At 53.6% G+C, this 15,142-nt stretch carries 13 protein-coding genes; 2 read left to right on the top strand and 11 right to left on the bottom strand.

Translation table 11 applies throughout. From position 1 onward, the window contains the following. Nucleotides 1–96: 96 nt before the first annotated feature. Nucleotides 97–312, bottom strand: coding sequence for a hypothetical protein (locus tag AC2FIS_RS12995; protein ID WP_108861834.1), 216 nt, complete (start codon nt 310–312; stop codon nt 97–99). 240 nt (nt 313–552) lie between these two features. On the opposite strand from AC2FIS_RS12995, the gene AC2FIS_RS12990 reads away from it, so the two are divergent. Continuing rightward, nucleotides 553–1,482, top strand: coding sequence for an autotransporter domain-containing protein (locus AC2FIS_RS12990; protein ID WP_222424386.1), 930 nt, complete (start codon nt 553–555; stop codon nt 1,480–1,482). A 68-nt stretch (nt 1,483–1,550) separates the two neighbouring features. Here AC2FIS_RS12990 and AC2FIS_RS12985 read toward each other — a convergent pair whose 3' ends face one another. Then, nucleotides 1,551–2,567: a Fe(3+) ABC transporter substrate-binding protein gene (locus tag AC2FIS_RS12985; RefSeq protein ID WP_113790469.1), complete on the bottom strand. Its 1,017-nt coding sequence runs from the start codon at nt 2,565–2,567 to the stop codon at nt 1,551–1,553. A 234-nt stretch (nt 2,568–2,801) separates the two neighbouring features. After that, nucleotides 2,802–4,139, bottom strand: coding sequence for a metal-dependent hydrolase family protein (locus AC2FIS_RS12980; RefSeq protein ID WP_496726669.1), 1,338 nt, complete (start codon nt 4,137–4,139; stop codon nt 2,802–2,804). Between the two features lie 350 nt (nt 4,140–4,489). Here AC2FIS_RS12980 and trhA point away from each other — a divergent pair, with 350 nt between their 5' ends. After that, nucleotides 4,490–5,137 (top strand): PAQR family membrane homeostasis protein TrhA, encoded by a 648-nt coding sequence (trhA, locus tag AC2FIS_RS12975; RefSeq protein ID WP_496773751.1) that lies wholly within the window; start codon nt 4,490–4,492, stop codon nt 5,135–5,137. Nucleotides 5,138–5,472: 335 nt separating this feature from the next. Here trhA and AC2FIS_RS12970 read toward each other — a convergent pair whose 3' ends face one another. From AC2FIS_RS12970 to AC2FIS_RS12935, 8 genes are all read right to left on the bottom strand, one after another. Next, entirely contained in the window at nt 5,473–6,726 is a 1,254-nt protein-coding gene (locus tag AC2FIS_RS12970) for a class II D-tagatose-bisphosphate aldolase non-catalytic subunit (protein WP_496773749.1), read from the bottom strand. Next, nucleotides 6,723–7,682, bottom strand: coding sequence for a sugar kinase (locus AC2FIS_RS12965; RefSeq protein ID WP_496773748.1), 960 nt, complete (start codon nt 7,680–7,682; stop codon nt 6,723–6,725). The genes AC2FIS_RS12970 and AC2FIS_RS12965 overlap by 4 nt, the downstream gene beginning before the upstream one ends. Before the next feature lie 82 nt (nt 7,683–7,764). Then, a complete protein-coding gene (locus tag AC2FIS_RS12960) occupies nt 7,765–8,505 on the bottom strand; it encodes an ATP-binding cassette domain-containing protein (RefSeq protein WP_496773747.1) in 741 nt (246 codons plus the stop codon). Continuing rightward, on the bottom strand, nt 8,505–9,497 hold the full coding sequence (locus AC2FIS_RS12955) for an ABC transporter permease subunit (RefSeq protein WP_496773746.1): 993 nt from the start codon (nt 9,495–9,497) through the stop codon (nt 8,505–8,507). The genes AC2FIS_RS12960 and AC2FIS_RS12955 overlap by 1 nt, the downstream gene beginning before the upstream one ends. A 105-nt stretch (nt 9,498–9,602) precedes the next feature. Further along, nucleotides 9,603–10,586: an ABC transporter substrate-binding protein gene (locus tag AC2FIS_RS12950; RefSeq protein ID WP_496773745.1), complete on the bottom strand. Its 984-nt coding sequence runs from the start codon at nt 10,584–10,586 to the stop codon at nt 9,603–9,605. A gap of 367 nt (nt 10,587–10,953) precedes the next feature. Then, on the bottom strand, nt 10,954–12,003 hold the full coding sequence (locus tag AC2FIS_RS12945) for a LacI family DNA-binding transcriptional regulator (protein ID WP_496773744.1): 1,050 nt from the start codon (nt 12,001–12,003) through the stop codon (nt 10,954–10,956). 528 nt (nt 12,004–12,531) lie between these two features. After that, the gene (locus AC2FIS_RS12940) at nt 12,532–13,164 is read right to left on the bottom strand and encodes a tyrosine-type recombinase/integrase (RefSeq protein WP_496773742.1); all 633 of its coding nucleotides are present in this window, start codon (nt 13,162–13,164) and stop codon (nt 12,532–12,534) included. A 169-nt stretch (nt 13,165–13,333) separates the two neighbouring features. After that, complete coding sequence (locus AC2FIS_RS12935; protein ID WP_496773740.1) at nt 13,334–14,626, bottom strand: MFS transporter; 1,293 nt, start codon at nt 14,624–14,626, stop codon at nt 13,334–13,336. Between the last annotated feature and the right edge of the window lie 516 nt (nt 14,627–15,142).

The following is a 15,142-nucleotide window of genomic DNA, read 5'->3' as shown; positions in this document are numbered from 1 at the left end:
GGTTGTTGCCGGGTTTTGCAAGTCCGATAGGCCCCAATGTTGATCATAAAGCACCTAACTGTGTCATGGCAACGTCCCACAGATGGGCGACGAACATCAGGTTCGGGGTTTGCGGCTCAGCAACCCGTATTTCATGGCCCAGGATCGGAATGAACGACGTTTGCGTTTTTCTGATTTCACTGCGCGCGTGGACTGTGCGCCGCCTTGTCGGTTGAATTCAAAAACATCAATCACTCTCTCGGCACAGCCGCAGGCTTCACCCATGCCAACTTTGGCAAAGTAGAACTTCTCGAAACTTTCCGGGTTTTTCATGACAAATCTCCTGACACGATTGAACCCGTTTCGGGGGAAAATACCAAATCACATTCGGGATGGTCGCTGAAAACGTCATCGCGACCGAGTGTTTCCAAAATACAAGTCCTCAGAATTCGTGGCCGCGAAATCGTTGTTTTAGTTTTTCGTAAACAAAGACTGGGTTACGATCTGTCAAACGCATTGCGCGTCAATAACGATGCGCTTGGCAGTCGAAAAAACCGACAGGCGAACCCGCGATTGAAAAGACTTGTTGCGTACACATCGTTTTTGATCTGGAGTTTCGCCCAGCCTGCCACCGCGCAAAACCTTGATCCAGACGCCTCTGAAGCCGCCGCCCGCGCCGCGCTTGCGGTGCTGAGCGTCGCGGCCACACCGAACGAAACACTATCGTCCCTGTCCTTTCTGAGCGCATCTGGTGACGCGAGAAATCTGCGGTCCACGCAGCTGCGCGGCGGATTCAAACCGTTGGGCAATGGCCTTTATCTGGAAGGACAGTTTGCCTATCAGAACTATAACCCGCTGGTGATTTTTCCCGAGATTGGGTCTGATACCGAGCTGGATGTTACATGGTCAAGCATCGCCGCGACCCTTGGCGTCGGGTGGGAGCTTCCGCTTACCAATAACTGGTACATCCGGCCAGTTGCGCATCTGTCGCTTGGCCATGTCACCACGGATGCGGTGTTTTCCAATTTTCCGCTGTTTCCGTCCCGTTCGAACGGGGCAGGCGCAGTGGACGGTAACCTTAACGCCTTTGGTGTCGGGGCGTCCCTGAGCGTCTTTCGCGAGGCACAATTCGGCCGTTGGGAGGCCGAGTACAGGTTACGTCAGACGTTTTTAGAGTTCTATCCGATAAACGAACCGCAAGCTGGGGATGCCCGCGCAAATTCGAACCAGACGACGTTGTTTTCGCGCTACCGTTATCCACTTGATAAGGTCAAGCTGCTGGGCCGTCCGTCCAAGTTGGTTTTGGATGGGGGCGTTGTGCTTTACCACGGCGACAGCGCGATGGTGTTGGATACGGATTGGCTGGCGACGGTCGGTGTCGGAATTGAGGTCGATACCACAAAGATTGGGCTGCCCGCCGTCGAGGGCGCGCGCGTCATGCTGAACGGCGTTATCGCCGATTCATTTTCCGGGTTTTCAGTTGGGTTTGGGGTGCGGTTCTGAACCAGCCACCAAAGGAAAAGGGCGCAGGAAACCTGCGCCCTTCATACTGCTCTGGTTTTTTGCCCGGATTATTTCCAGCCGGCTTCGTTAAAGATCTTTTGTGCTGTCGGCAGGTTTTCGGCGACGTCGGACAGGACGACCTCATCCGCTTTGAACTCACCCAGCGATTTCACCGAGTCCGCCAGTGCGACGCCTTCAACCGCGGGGAATTCGTCATTCCCGGCCGAGAAATATTGCTGGGCGCTGTCGCTTGCCAAATATTCGAGGAAGAGAACCGCATTCTCTTTGTTCGGTGCATTTGCGGCAACACCTGCACCGGACAGGTTCATATGCGCGCCATAGCTGTCCTGGTTCGGGAAGACCCAACCGATTGCGTCGATATCGGCCGAAACACCTTTGACATCTTTGCGGATTGCACGGGCAAAGTAATAGGTGTTTGAAACCGCGATGTCGCATTCGCCGGATACGATACCCCGCAGCTGATCGGTGTCACCGCCCTGTGGTTCACGGGCCATATTGGCCACGATGCCTTCGGCCCATGCCTTGGCGGCCTCGGGACCTTCATGGGTGACGATCGAAGCCAACAAGGTCTGGTTATACGTATTGCTGGACGACCGAATGCAGATCTGACCTTTGTATTCGGGCTTGGCAAGATCGGCATATGTCGCCGGCGGGTTGGCGACGTTTTCCTTGTCGAAGAAAATAATGCGGCCACGCTGCGAGAAGCCGAACCATTCATTGTCGCTATCCTGAAGGTTGTTCGGGATGCGCTCTTCCAGAACGGCGCTTTCGATCGGTTGCAAAATGCCTGCATTCTTGGCCCGTGAAAGGCGCGAGGTGTCGACGGTCAGCAGAATATCCGCGGGCGAGTTCGCACCTTCGGCTTCCATCCGCGCGATCAGCTCGTCGGCTTTGCCTTCGATCCGGTTGATGGTGATGCCGGTGGCCTTTTCGAAATCACTGTACAGGTTTTCGTCGGTGTCATAGTGGCGCGAGGAATAAAGGTTCAACTCACCCTCAGCAGCGGCAGAAGTGGCAATCAGGGCCGACAATGCGGCGGCGAAGCAGGTAGAGGATTTGAGCATCATAACTCCCAACATTGAAATGTGCGGCGTAGTAATCCGACTGAAATTGTCAATTAAACGATTCCCAAGAGGATGCAAGGAAATCCGACAAAATTAGTTGGTCAAATGGTCGCTATTGTCCGGTGGAGGAAAAGTGCAGAAAGTACGATGCCGACAATGGCGGTGGGTAGGATTGTTAAGAGCCCAAAGCAGTCGTTACAAAATTGGCTTTGAGCAAAGGACTTCATCTGGAACTCAGTCCAGCGTGTTCTTGTAGACTTTGCCGTCTTTCATGATCAGATCGAAATTCTCATGCGGGTCTGCGATCAGGTCGATATCTTGCAGCGGATTGCCGTCCACCAGGATTAAGTCGGCATAAGCGCCCTTTGCGATCACACCCAAGTCACCTTGTTGATAAGGGTGGCGCGGGCCTGAGAGTTTGAGCAGTTCAGCATTGGTTGAAGTCGCCATTTTCAGCACCTCGTATGGCGTGTACCAGCGCTGCAATTTGGCAAGGAACGCACCCTGACGTTCGGCCAGTTTGGGATCGAACAGGATATCGGTGCCAAATGCGACTTTCACACCAACATCTTTCGCAGTTTTATAGGTGAAATCTGTGCCGTTGGTGACGTCGATCCATTTCTGCTGGCTGACAGGGTCGTCGAAAGAAAAGCCATCCTCGTCATCCAGAAGAGGCTGCACAGACAACCACACGTCGTTGTCGCGCATCAGTTCCATCGTTTCGCGGCTCATCAAAAAACCATGCTCGATGGACTTAACGCCAGCGGCAACGGCAATTTCCACAGCCTCGTCCGTGAAGACATGAGATGCAACATAAGTGTTGTAGGTGTCGGCCACCTCTACAAAAGCCTCGATTTCGGCCTTGGTGTATTGGCGTACATCCAGAGGATCATAGGTGGATGACACGCCGCCACCGGTGGAAATCTTAAGTTGGGTTGCACCCATGCGCATGATCTCACGCGCGCGTTTGACCACTTCCGGAACACCATCAGCTTGCGCCATCAAACCAACGCTGTACCAGTACCATTGCGAATCCGCGCCGTTCGTCGGAACCGCTTGGTAGGGGCGATAGTCAAAGTGGCCGCCGGTTTGTGTCACGGGTGGGCCGGACGGCAGGATACGGGGGCCTTCGATCTCGCCTGCGTCAATCATCCGTTTTATGGCAAATGAATTGCCGCCAACGTCGCGCACCGTTGTAAAGCCGCGCATTAACGTGCCTTCGGACCCGATGGCACCCCGCACCGCGACCTCAAGAATATCGCCGGTCACAACCACACTCTGCGGATTGCAACAGTAAAGCGTGTGCCAGTGTACGTCGATCAGGCCCGGCATCAACGTGCGCCCGCCGCCATCGATGACGATACCATTGGCGACGGCGAGGGGTTCTGAGGACACATCTGTGATCAGATTGTCGGTTACAACAACATAGGCATTTGTAATCATTTCCTCATTCACACCATCAAACACGTTGACGTTTGTGAACAGTATCGGCCCCCCATCCTGGGAGAGCGCTTGCGAACTGGCTATAGTGAGAAAAATCGACGAAACCGCCGCAAGTTTGGGAAAATGCATTCTAAATTCCTCAGAAAATTCTGTCGGAGAAACCATCCCAGCGGAAGCAAGCTTTTTCAAGGATTCCCTCACTTTTCTGCAAGGTCGGCTTTGTCCGCAATGCAGTCGTTCACGTCGAGTGCAGCGAAGGTCTGCTTCAGAGCCCAGAGCCGACATTGACCGATGTTTTTTACTTGGCTCGTGCAGCACGTCGCGAACAACACAAACTGGACATTGGACATATTGAAGAAAAAAGGCGAGTTAGCGGGCGGAGAGGAAATTTGTCGTAGCACCGAGATCTGACGCGCCGAAAGTATGGACACTCCGCGTGTCTGGATGTAGCGCCAGACAAATCTTTGCCCGGAACCAAAATGACGGAAACGACATATCCAAGCCCTGTCCAATCGCATCGCCATGCCGACATTGCCGTCCATGCGATCGGATTGGTAGCGATCCTGACGGCCGGCGGACTACTTCTTTATAAATCAATCCTCGGCCTTGAACCGAAACTGGTTCTCGCGGTCGCGGTTTACGTACTTTGTACGCTGTCCTCCAACCTAGCATCCGTCGCCTATCACTTTTCCACGTGGCACCACGGGCGCAGACTAATGCGACGCATTGATCACGCCGCGATCTACCCCAGCATTTCGGGTACCTTCACACCCTTTTTCGTCTTGGCAGGCACGAAATGGACGATGGCCTTGCTGTGGATTTGTTGGGTGCTGACAGCCGTGGCCGTCTGGAACAAGATCACGAACGAAACGGTCAAGTCACGATGGTCAACTGCATCCTACCTGGGACTGGGCGCAATTGGGTTGAGTGCCCTTCCTGATCTCACGAATGTACCCATCACGACATTGTGGTGCATCTTGGCTGGGTCCGCCGCCTACGTCATTGGAACGGTGTTTTACGCTCAAAAAACTATGCCTTACCGGTATGCTGTTTGGCACACATGGGTGAATATTGGTGGAGCGCTGATGTTTGCGGGGATATGGATAGCCCTATCCACTCAATGGTAGATTTTGTAGAGGCAGGGAATAACTGCTTCGCAATCGGTATGTTGGATACTGCAGTGGAATAATAGGTCTACTTTGGGCTCATAGGACCTATTATGTCTCACCGCTGAGAACGGCTGCATTAGAGCCCCAAGCTGCCGTTGATCCCCTTTCCGCCTTTCGCACATGCAGCGGACCGCAAACGCGCGTCAAAGCGGACGTTCAAAATCAAGTATCTGATGGTTGGTGAGCGGACAGACCAGCCATCTGCTGTCGCAGTGTTTGCTTGCGCAGAAATTCTTCGCTGTTGCAGCGGGAAACTCTCGGCGTACGGCGGAAATCACCGCATCGATCACCCATTATGCCAAACCAGCTGCTTGGTAATATCGATGGATGCAGCGCTGCACGTGATATGCGATCAAAGCTTGAGGATTAGATGAGATCTCACCAAACTCTAAGCCATTCAAATATTGGGATACGACGGTTTCGGACGCCGGTGTATCGTTGAGATTGGCGATTAATCGGTCCAGAGCCAATGACACTTCAAGGTCCGCCCAGTAATATCTGACGCGGTCGCTGTAACTGAACGTACGCAAAAGAGCGATTTCTTCCTCTGTACCGTGATAATAGTCCCGCCAATGTTCGTCGTTTTCAGTCATCCGCTTGGCGATGGTTTCTTTCAAGCAAGAGGGCGTGTCGGGTGCGATGTGTGCTTCGACTCCGGCGAGAGCAAAGACGGCTTCGCGGAAACGGAATGTCAACTCAGGCCCGACTTTCAGGAAGAAGAAGTGGTTTTGCACCAATGCTGCCAATGCATCTGTGGGTTGGTAGTCAGTAGAATGCGCCTCAAAACTCAGGCCCGGTTCTGCATGAATAGCATCTGCAAGCGGTTTGGCCGCCGCTGGATCAAACGTAAAGACCGACGTATGGCTGAAATCGACGCCGGGCTGTGTCACCACAGAGACAATTCGTTCCCAGGCCGCATCTAGTCCGCGTTTGGAAAACGCCGCGCGGTGCGTGGCGATTGTGTCGTTGAACCGTGGTACGGACGTGACATCGAGGGCATCGGGTTCTTCGGTCTCGCCACCTGGGATCGGGACTTCGGTGCCTATGATATAAACCAACTGCTCGGGGTCCGGCGCATGTTTCTCTGCCTCGACACACAGGTCGGCGGCGCGTTCCGCGATCTGCGCAAACGTGGGAGGCGGTTCATCCCCCAACTGCATTGAGGCATCGAGGTGGATCTTGCGAAATCCCGCCGACACATAAAGCCGTACAAGCTCGCGTGCTTTTTCCATCGCCGCTTCTACCGGTTCTTTGCGCCACGGATTTGGGCCAAGATGGTCACTGCCAAGGACTAATTGGTCCATCGGAACGCTGGCCTCTTTCGCCATCTTGGAAATCCACGCCATGTAGTCAGCGGGCGTCATGCCGGTATATCCACCGTCCTGATTGACTTGATTGCACGTGGCCTCAATGACTGCTGGAAGTCCGGTGCGGGCAGCATAGGCAAGCACGGCACGGATAACGTGCTCATTGGCTGTACAGAAACAAGGAAGGCCTTTGGCATCGCCCGACCGATTGGCTGCAATTAAAGATTTGATATCATTCATAATTGATCTCCGGTGGGGCGCTGGTTCTGAGCGGAAAGAAATGCGGTAATCTCGTCTGGTGATGAGTTGCCTTCCATCGGGCCGCGACGGGTCACGGCAATCGCCCCAGCGGCGTTGGCGCGATGTCCAGCCTCTTTCAAACCAACCCCCTGGGTTACGAGGGCAACGAATGTGCCACAAAAGCAATCTCCTGCACCAGTCGGGTCGAGTTCTTCCACAGCATATCCGACAAAGTCGTGATGTTCGTCCTGACTGGCCACGGTCGCACCCTGCGCTCCACGCTTGATGACAACGATGTCTGCCGTAGAGGCCAGTAAGCGTTCTACCGCAGTGTCCTCGCTCAGGTCAGGAAACAATAGATGCAGGTCGCTGATGCTGGGCATGAGGATATGGCTTTGATCGACAACTTCCCAAACCGCCGCCCGCGCGTCAGCATCTTTCATCAGTTCAGGGCGGGCGTTGGGATCGCAGCTGATCTTTCCGCCTGCATCCTTCACCTGACGGACCGCCTGCATGATTTTCTTGCGCATGAGGGCATTGCCAAGAGACGAGGCAGAGACGTGCAGGGTGACCGGGTGGCTCAACACACTATCCGCGCGGATCGTAAAACCATCGGCGGCGGTATCCGTCAGGTGGAAAATGAAGTCCCGTGATCCGTCCTCGTAGTAGGACACAAAGGCAGTGCCTGTGCTGCGATCATCCAAAACTGAAACACCGCTTGTTCCAACGCCATCGTCGTGTAGCCGCTTGAGCACAGACTGTCCAAAACCGTCATTGCCCACGCCGCCGAACATTTCTGTCGTTGCGCCCATGCGGGCTGCCTGGTCCAAAAAAATGGCAGGGGCACCGCTTGGGTAGGGACCGGAGTAGTCGCCGATCCGCCCAAGCGCGCATCCCTTCGTATGGGATACGAATTCGACCAAAATCTCTCCGATTGTCGCAATGATCTGTGACATTATGTTCTTTCCGGTGATCTGAGAGGGGTTGTCGCCGCGGTTGGCCCTCGCGATCAGATGGATTGATCGCGAGGACGGCTTTTTAACCTGCAATCATCAATTCGACGACTTCGGCGTGGGTGGTTTCAGGAATCTTGCGTTCGCCCGCCAGACGTCCACGCCGCATGACGACAATGCGATCCGACACCTCGAAAATATCCTGGAGGTTATGCGAGATGAAGATAATCGAATGGCCCTGGGACTTAAGGTTTTGGATCAGTTCAAGCACTTTCTTTTGCTCTGGGACGCCTAGGGCAGCTGTCGGTTCATCCATAATGAGTACAGATGCATCCCAATAAACGGCCCGACCGATTGCCACTGTTTGCCTCTGACCACCCGAAAAACCTGCAACCGCTGAATCGAGGCGATCTGTATGAAAATCGAGAGTCTTCATCGTTTTTATGGCAGCATCGGCCATCTGTTTGCGATCGAGGATCGGCAGGAACCCCCACTTCTTGGTTTTCGGTTCCCTACCCAGAAAGATATTCTCTCCAATGGTCAGGTTATCTGCGAGGGCTAGATCCTGATAGATTGTCTCAATTCCGGCCTCGCGCGCGTTTTGCGGGGTCTTGAAGGCCGTCGGTTCTCCGCGAAGGAGCACCTCGCCCCCAGTAGCTGCGTGGACACCCGAGATAACCTTGATGAGCGTGGTTTTTCCCGCTCCATTATCCCCAGCTAGCGCAACACATTCACCGGCATTCAGAGTCAATGAGATGCCATTGAGCGCTTTGACTGGCCCAAAGTGCTTGGTGACGTCTTTAATTTCCAGAACTGGCGTTGCCATTAGCTTGCCCCCCACATTTTACTTTGGAACTGATCGACAAAGACCGAAATTATGATGACGACACCGACGGCAATGAACTGCCAGAAAGGTTCGATGTTGACGTAAACCAGACCGTACTGAATGACCGAGATGACCAGAGCGCCAGCGATAGTACCAGAAATAGTGCCGCTGCCACCGAACAGGCTCGCACCACCAATCACGACGATAGCGATAGAGATCAGCAGCAGAGGTTCACCGGCTTGTGGCGCACCCGCGGAAAAACGGGCTGTGTAGAGCGCCCCAGCGATACCGGCGAACAATCCTGCCAGAGCATAGATCTTGATCGTCAGTTTGCGTGTATTGATCCCCGCGCGGTCTGCTGCAGCTTTGTTGGCCCCCATAGCATAGGTGTGCTGGCCAAATTTGGTCTGGCTCAGAACGTAATGCGCGACCAAACACAACCCACCGACAATGAATACCAGTACGGGTATTCCCATTAGAGAGCCGTTGCCCAAGAACTTCATCGTCTCGTTCGAAACAGCGACGGTCATGCCGCCTGCGAATAAGAAGGCGGCACCGCGTGTCACGCCATACATTCCCAAGGTCCCGATAAAGGGCGGAATGCCAAGTGCCGCAACAAGCCAACCGTTTACAATACCCGGTATGACGGCAACCAAACTGGCAAATCCAATGCCTAAAATTGCCGCGAGACCGTGTGGCATTCCGATTTCGCCGAAGTAACCCACTGCATGCGCTGAAACGACTGCCGCGAGTCCCATGATAAAGCCAACCGACAGATCAATTCCCGCTGAAATGATGACGAAGGTTTGACCCAGTGCGAGAAGCAAGGGCACCGCCGCAAAAACTGCTAGAGAACGCAAGTTGTAGGAGTTCGCCATAAAGCTTCGGCCATAGGCAGTCTGAGACCACACTTCAAAAACAATGATGAGAAAGATCAGAAAAACCCAAGCACGTAGCTTGGTCAGTAGTTGCAAGGTTGTGGTGTTGGACATGACTGCACCCTTGAGTCAAAGATTGCGTGATCGATTAAACAAGAATTCATCGATGTGAGATTTGGGTGCCCGGCCTAGGGAGGACACGGGCACCCAGATGACCCGTTATTCGCTATAAAGGTAGCGGTTAACTTCTGGGTCATCGATATTGTCACCGGTCATAACGGTGAAGCCGGTGCCGATAGCAGTTGGTGTGGGATTACCCGTCACGACCGCATAGGCCGCCATCACACCGAAATAGCCTATCTCGGCAGGGTGTTGTGCAATTGTCATTTCCAAAGTGCCGTCCTTCAATTGGTCGACAATGGACTCAGGGGCATCAAAACCTGCGATCTTGACTTCACCTGCAACGCCAGCCTGCTCAGCACCGTTGGCCGCACCTACGGCCGAGAACAGGTTTGCGCCGAACACTCCGGCCAGATCAGGCTGGCGACCAAGGACTGCCTGAAACTGAGCTGCGGCCTTGTTTGGGTCTTGGTCGTTATACTGGGTCTCGAGAACCGTGATGTTTGGATAGTTCGCGATTTCCATGCGGAAACCTTCTTCGCGCTGGTCCAACGTCGATACGCCAGGCTTCAGGCTTGCGACATAGACAGATCCGGTCTCATTAATTGCAGCAGCCAAGGCGCGTGCGGCCATCTGACCACCCAGCAAGTTGTCGGATGCAACATAGGACATTGGGAAATCTGCATCGCCCGCTCCGGTCTGATAGATCCCGTCACCAATGAAAGTGTCGACCGTGATTACCGCAATTCCGGCTTCTTCGGCCCGACGCAGCGGTTCAATCAGCTGATCCTTGTCGTTAGGCGCAATCAGGATAGCATCTGGCTGGCGCGCGATAATGGCATCCAGTACCGGTACCTGCAAGCCGACGTTCCATTCTGCAGCGCCTTGATAGATGAGTTCCGCACCTACGGCTTCTGCTGCAGCTTCGGCACCTTTGCGCATCGTGATGTAGAACGCATCTGCGGTCAGGCCGGGGATAAGTGCAATGGTCACGTCTTCTTGGGCTTGAGCGGCGGACGTCAGTGCGATGAGGCTGATGGCACCAGCACCGAGTGCTGCACGCGCTTTGCGTAGGATATTCATTGGTTTCCTCCCAATTGAATGTTTGAACCGAGGGGATCTCGGGTACGTCAGCCTAACCTTGAAACGATACGCATGTCTAGTTTTAATAAGTCTTAAGTATCCGCACAATATTCCTTTACATGTCGCAGGCGAAATAGCATATTTTTCAGGTACTTGTTGAGTTAACAGGTCAAATCCAGGTCTGCTCTACAATACAGAGCAACCGCTATTTTTCGTGAAGTGTCCCGTTAACTAACGCCTCAAGTCAAACGAGGCCTGGGAAATTCTATTCGCAGAATCGGCAATTTTCTCGCCCGCGCAGCGCATGAGTCAGTGGTTTCACCCGCCGCCCCCTTTACCTTAGGCACCAAGCTGCCGTGGCAATGTGTCAGGCAGAATCCCGCAAGACCAGAAGCGCTTTCAGAAGGGTTGACCCACCGTCTTCAGTAACTGAATCAGGCATGAGAGCACGTTTCATAACCAGCTCAAATGCTGTCTTCCCCATGAGTTCTGCATCCTGTGCAACTGTCGTCAGTGCCGGCCACAGGTATTGGCTCAAAGGGTGATCGTCGTGTCCGGCAATTCGAAACGTTGGCATCTTGTCATATTCGGCAGTGAATAGCCCGGCTTCGTTCGCCGCGCGCATTCCACCCATCGCTAAGCGATCGTTGGCGCATAGGATAGATGCATCACGATATCTGCTTTCCGCAAACTCTTTCTTCATTCTCGCATAGGCATATGCCTCGAAGTCCCATCGGGAAATATCATCTGGCTTGGAAATTATTTTGGGGCAGTGACCCAGTTCAGTCATGCGCTGCGCATAGACTCTCGCACGTTGTGACGCGTTCTGGTTGGAAATAGGCATGTCAAGAAAGACCGGTGGCGTTCCTGTACGACACAAATAGTCCACAAGCAGGCCAATGCTTTGAAAATTGTCTGTGCCGACAAAGGGGATATCTGAGCTTTTTCCAGTCAAGTCTGAGTCCACAAACACAAGGGGAAGCTCTTGATTGACGCGGTTAATCATCTCCACATCGCTATTGGAACCGATGGGGGCAATGATGACCCCCGCAGCATTCATCGATTTCAACGTTTCCAGCGATTTGGTCTCATCGCGACGGCTGCTGTTCGAAATCTGAACAATGACATTGTAGTCTTGTTGTCGCGCGGCATTTTCGATCACTTCGACAAGACTCATGTAATACACATCCGAAAAGTGCGGTATGATGACACCGATCAATTTTGTTCTTTGGCGGTTCAAGTTGCGCGCGAAGAAGTTTGGGACGTAGTCGACCGCTTCAAGCGCGTCCTCAATCCTCTTCTTGGTCGAGTGGCGAACGCTATTCGGATCTTGAAAGTATTTGGACACCGTCGCTCTCGACATGCCAAGTGCCTTTGAAAGATCCGCCATAGTTCTTATTTTCTTGTTCTCTTCCATGGCATTCCGCTTTCATAAAGTGCACGCGACTAGATTGATTAACGCTAATGCAGAGAAGGTACGCTCCGAATGAATAAAAAGACAAGACTTGCGTCTAATTTAGAGATCGCAATATCTTGATAGGCCCCCTAGGAGACGTAAGCTGCAAACAACTCACTGATCCTCCAGTGAGGACTCATAGAACAGCGCAGCTTACGCATCCTGCTTCGGTCCCATCATCGCTCAATCTCCCACTCAATGAGGTAATTGAATCTGGGAATACGCACCCGCTCATGGAAGACTTTCGATACTATCTCCGCGAACAGATGTGAATTCGACACGTGATCCATGCTGCGAGTCGCACGAATAGTCGGTTTTCACGCTGCGCAGCGGCACAGAATTTCTCGCTCGTGCCGCATTTCCCACGCTACGAGTACGCGCAGCAAGATTTGGACACTTCTGCTCTGGGCTCGAACCGAACCACAGCTGCGGGGCGAATGTAGGTCCGGATCGGATTGGCGAACGGCATGTGTCGCTCGCCAACAATGTTCAAATGTCGATTTGCTCAGCGATGCTCAAAGCATCTTCAAGTTCGACGCCGAGGTATCTGACAGTGCTGTCAACCTTGGTATGTCCGAGCAGAAGTTGAACCGCTCTGAGATTTCCGGTTTTGCGGTATATCTCCGCTGCTTTGGTCCGGCGCAGCGAATGGGTGCCGTATCCGCTGGGCTCCAGCCCGATCGCCGCCACCCAATCCCGCACAAGCCGGCCATATTGGCGCGTTGAGATATGCGGGCGGTCGTGAAACCGGCTGGGAAACATGAAGCGGCAGCCGAACATTTCCGGCGATTTGACCCACGCGGCAATGGTGTCCCGTGTGTTTTCAGAGAGTTCAAACTGGACGGGCCGTTGGGTTTTGCTCTGAATCACGGAGACCCTTTCGCGGACGTGATCATCCCTCACCAGATCAGAAACGGCCAGCTTTACCAAATCGCAACCGCGAAGCTTGCTATCAATTGCTACGTTGAACAGCGCAAGATCGCGCAGATTGCGTGCCAGTTCGAGCCGCGCACGGATCGCCCAGACCTGTTTTGGCAACAGAGGCCTTTTCTGGCCAATGATCCGTCCTTTGTTCCAGGCTCTGCGTTTTGGGGTGATGGCGGGTAGTTGGACTCTCGGCATAATATGCCCTCCAATCCTCCCTCCAGGCCCAGACTTCAACACTGCGTTGACGGCTGGTTCTACCATCTTTGTGAACGGCAGGTCGCAGGAAGCCGTCGATCAGCAAATTGCTGCACGGGCAGTCGGCGGCGAAGAGCCCTTTTACCAGATACTGCATCGCACACGAACGTCAGCTGTCGGCTTCTTCGGCCAACCGTCTGACCAACACCAAGGTCAGTATCATTGCAGTGAAAAGAAACACCGCGCCAACAATCCATGCGGCAGGTGTAGAGTAAATTTCAGCGACAGTTCCGGCCAAAACCAGACCCAATGCGGCCCCCAACTGTTGTATCAGTGATCTCAGAGATAACATGGTCGACCGCTGACAATCTTCTACACAGCGATGCAGAATGCTGCTGGCCGGCGTTTCGCTGACACCAAGGATTACTGAATACAGGACGAATACTGTCACAAAGCCGATGATACCGCCCTGCAACGCCAATGCGATTTGAACGCCTGCCAAGCAAGCAAAGGTCGCGGCCAGCGTCATGGCGTGCCGCCGCTTGAAGATCCGGCTGATGTGAGGCGACAGAGATGCGCCGGAAGCGATAGCGAAGAAATAGGTCGCAGTGACGACACCGATGACGGTGTTTGCGTAGCCCTCATCTAACATGGGTTTTGCATGGGTCGGCCAGATCACCTCGACTGGGTTGGTTGCCATCAGAAAGAACGCCAACGCTGCCAGAAGTATCGACAGGGCGGGATGTTTAAGAGCCAAAAGGCCCGCGTCCTTTATCACCGATGGGACATTAGCGAAGCCGTGCATGAGAGCCGTGACGTTCATCGCGCGCGGTTTTTCGACAATGGCTAACATCGTGAAAACAAACACGCCCAACATCACACCGAAGCTTGCCAGGTAGGACACATCATAGATGCTGAACCCAAGGTTTTCTGCGACCTCACCCAAAATATCGGGCAGAAGCCCCCCCAAGACGGCGCCAAAGGCCAACCCTACAGCGTTAGCCCATTGCGCTTTGGCCAGTGCGGGCTGGACATCCACATTAGGCGCGGTGGCCTTGAAAGTTTCGACGAACCACGCATCAAGCGTGCCCGATCGAAGCGCGCGTCCAAAACCGATGAATGCAAATGAAAGCGCCAGAACATAGAAATCACTCGTCGAGAGAAAAAGCACGAGCGAAATCAAACTGGCGACGACGGCCGTCAAAAAGACCGGCTTACGGCCAATGCTGTCTGCGAGGCCACCGAACGGCAGCTCCATCGCCATCGTCGTCAGAGAGTAGACTCCGAAGAGAAGCGAGATCTGAAAGAGGTCCATGCCACGGTCGGTCAATGCAAGTGCAACAACGGCGACTGTCAGTCCCATCGCAAAACGGTCAAGGAACTGCTGTATCTGATACACGCGAATGTGCCGTCGCGCTGACTCATTCAGTGCTGCAAAAGAGAACTCTATTTCGGTCGCCATTTTTGCAGCATCCTCGTTGCTGTCGATATGTACAATACTTCAGGCGAGCCGGAACCTACTTCACACAACAAAGCTGCAGTTCGAACAGGCACAACGAACGGTCGCAATGTCCGCAATCTGTAAATTCGACCACCGATCCTCGCTGCAGCCTGCATGAACGACCGGTTTTCCCGTTGCGCGGCGGCATCGGGTTTTACGCCCACGCAGCATTTCTTGCGCTGCGAGCGCACGCAGCGAGAAATTGACACTTCCGCAATGGGCTCGCAACCGTCGTTCTCTGCGGATTTCATCGATTGGTGATAAGAGCCCGAAGCGGACGTCTTCAGCACGCTTTCTTTGCTAAGATTTGACGTCGAAAACGATGGGTTAGCGCTGTTCGAAACTGGACTCTATCACACCATCATTGCCAATGCAGCTTCTGGTTCATCACTTGACCGCATGGGTAAGAAAGGGTTCGATTCAGAGAACAACCACTTGGGGAATTTTATTAAAAAGCATTTATTTTTGAGTGAACCA

It is taken from the genome of Ruegeria sp. CDSB113 (genome assembly GCF_059611045.1).
This window is presented reverse-complemented; position numbering and strand designations above follow the sequence as displayed.

What these genes read in the sequence shown, in the direction of transcription:
- AC2FIS_RS12980 (WP_496726669.1), bottom strand. Translation starts at nt 4,139, where the DNA reads ATGCATTTTCCCAAACTTGCGGCGGTTTCGTCGATTTTTCTCACTATA.
- AC2FIS_RS12970 (WP_496773749.1), bottom strand. Translation starts at nt 6,726, where the DNA reads ATGAATGATATCAAATCTTTAATTGCAGCCAATCGGTCGGGCGATGCC.
- AC2FIS_RS12945 (WP_496773744.1), bottom strand. Translation starts at nt 12,003, where the DNA reads ATGGAAGAGAACAAGAAAATAAGAACTATGGCGGATCTTTCAAAGGCA.
- AC2FIS_RS12955 (WP_496773746.1), bottom strand. Translation starts at nt 9,497, where the DNA reads ATGTCCAACACCACAACCTTGCAACTACTGACCAAGCTACGTGCTTGG.
- AC2FIS_RS12935 (WP_496773740.1), bottom strand. Translation starts at nt 14,626, where the DNA reads ATGGCGACCGAAATAGAGTTCTCTTTTGCAGCACTGAATGAGTCAGCG.
- AC2FIS_RS12965 (WP_496773748.1), bottom strand. Translation starts at nt 7,682, where the DNA reads ATGTCACAGATCATTGCGACAATCGGAGAGATTTTGGTCGAATTCGTA.
- trhA (WP_496773751.1), top strand. Translation starts at nt 4,490, where the DNA reads ATGACGGAAACGACATATCCAAGCCCTGTCCAATCGCATCGCCATGCC.
- AC2FIS_RS12960 (WP_496773747.1), bottom strand. Translation starts at nt 8,505, where the DNA reads ATGGCAACGCCAGTTCTGGAAATTAAAGACGTCACCAAGCACTTTGGG.
- AC2FIS_RS12950 (WP_496773745.1), bottom strand. Translation starts at nt 10,586, where the DNA reads ATGAATATCCTACGCAAAGCGCGTGCAGCACTCGGTGCTGGTGCCATC.
- AC2FIS_RS12940 (WP_496773742.1), bottom strand. Translation starts at nt 13,164, where the DNA reads ATGCCGAGAGTCCAACTACCCGCCATCACCCCAAAACGCAGAGCCTGG.
- AC2FIS_RS12985 (WP_113790469.1), bottom strand. Translation starts at nt 2,567, where the DNA reads ATGCTCAAATCCTCTACCTGCTTCGCCGCCGCATTGTCGGCCCTGATT.
- AC2FIS_RS12995 (WP_108861834.1), bottom strand. Translation starts at nt 312, where the DNA reads ATGAAAAACCCGGAAAGTTTCGAGAAGTTCTACTTTGCCAAAGTTGGC.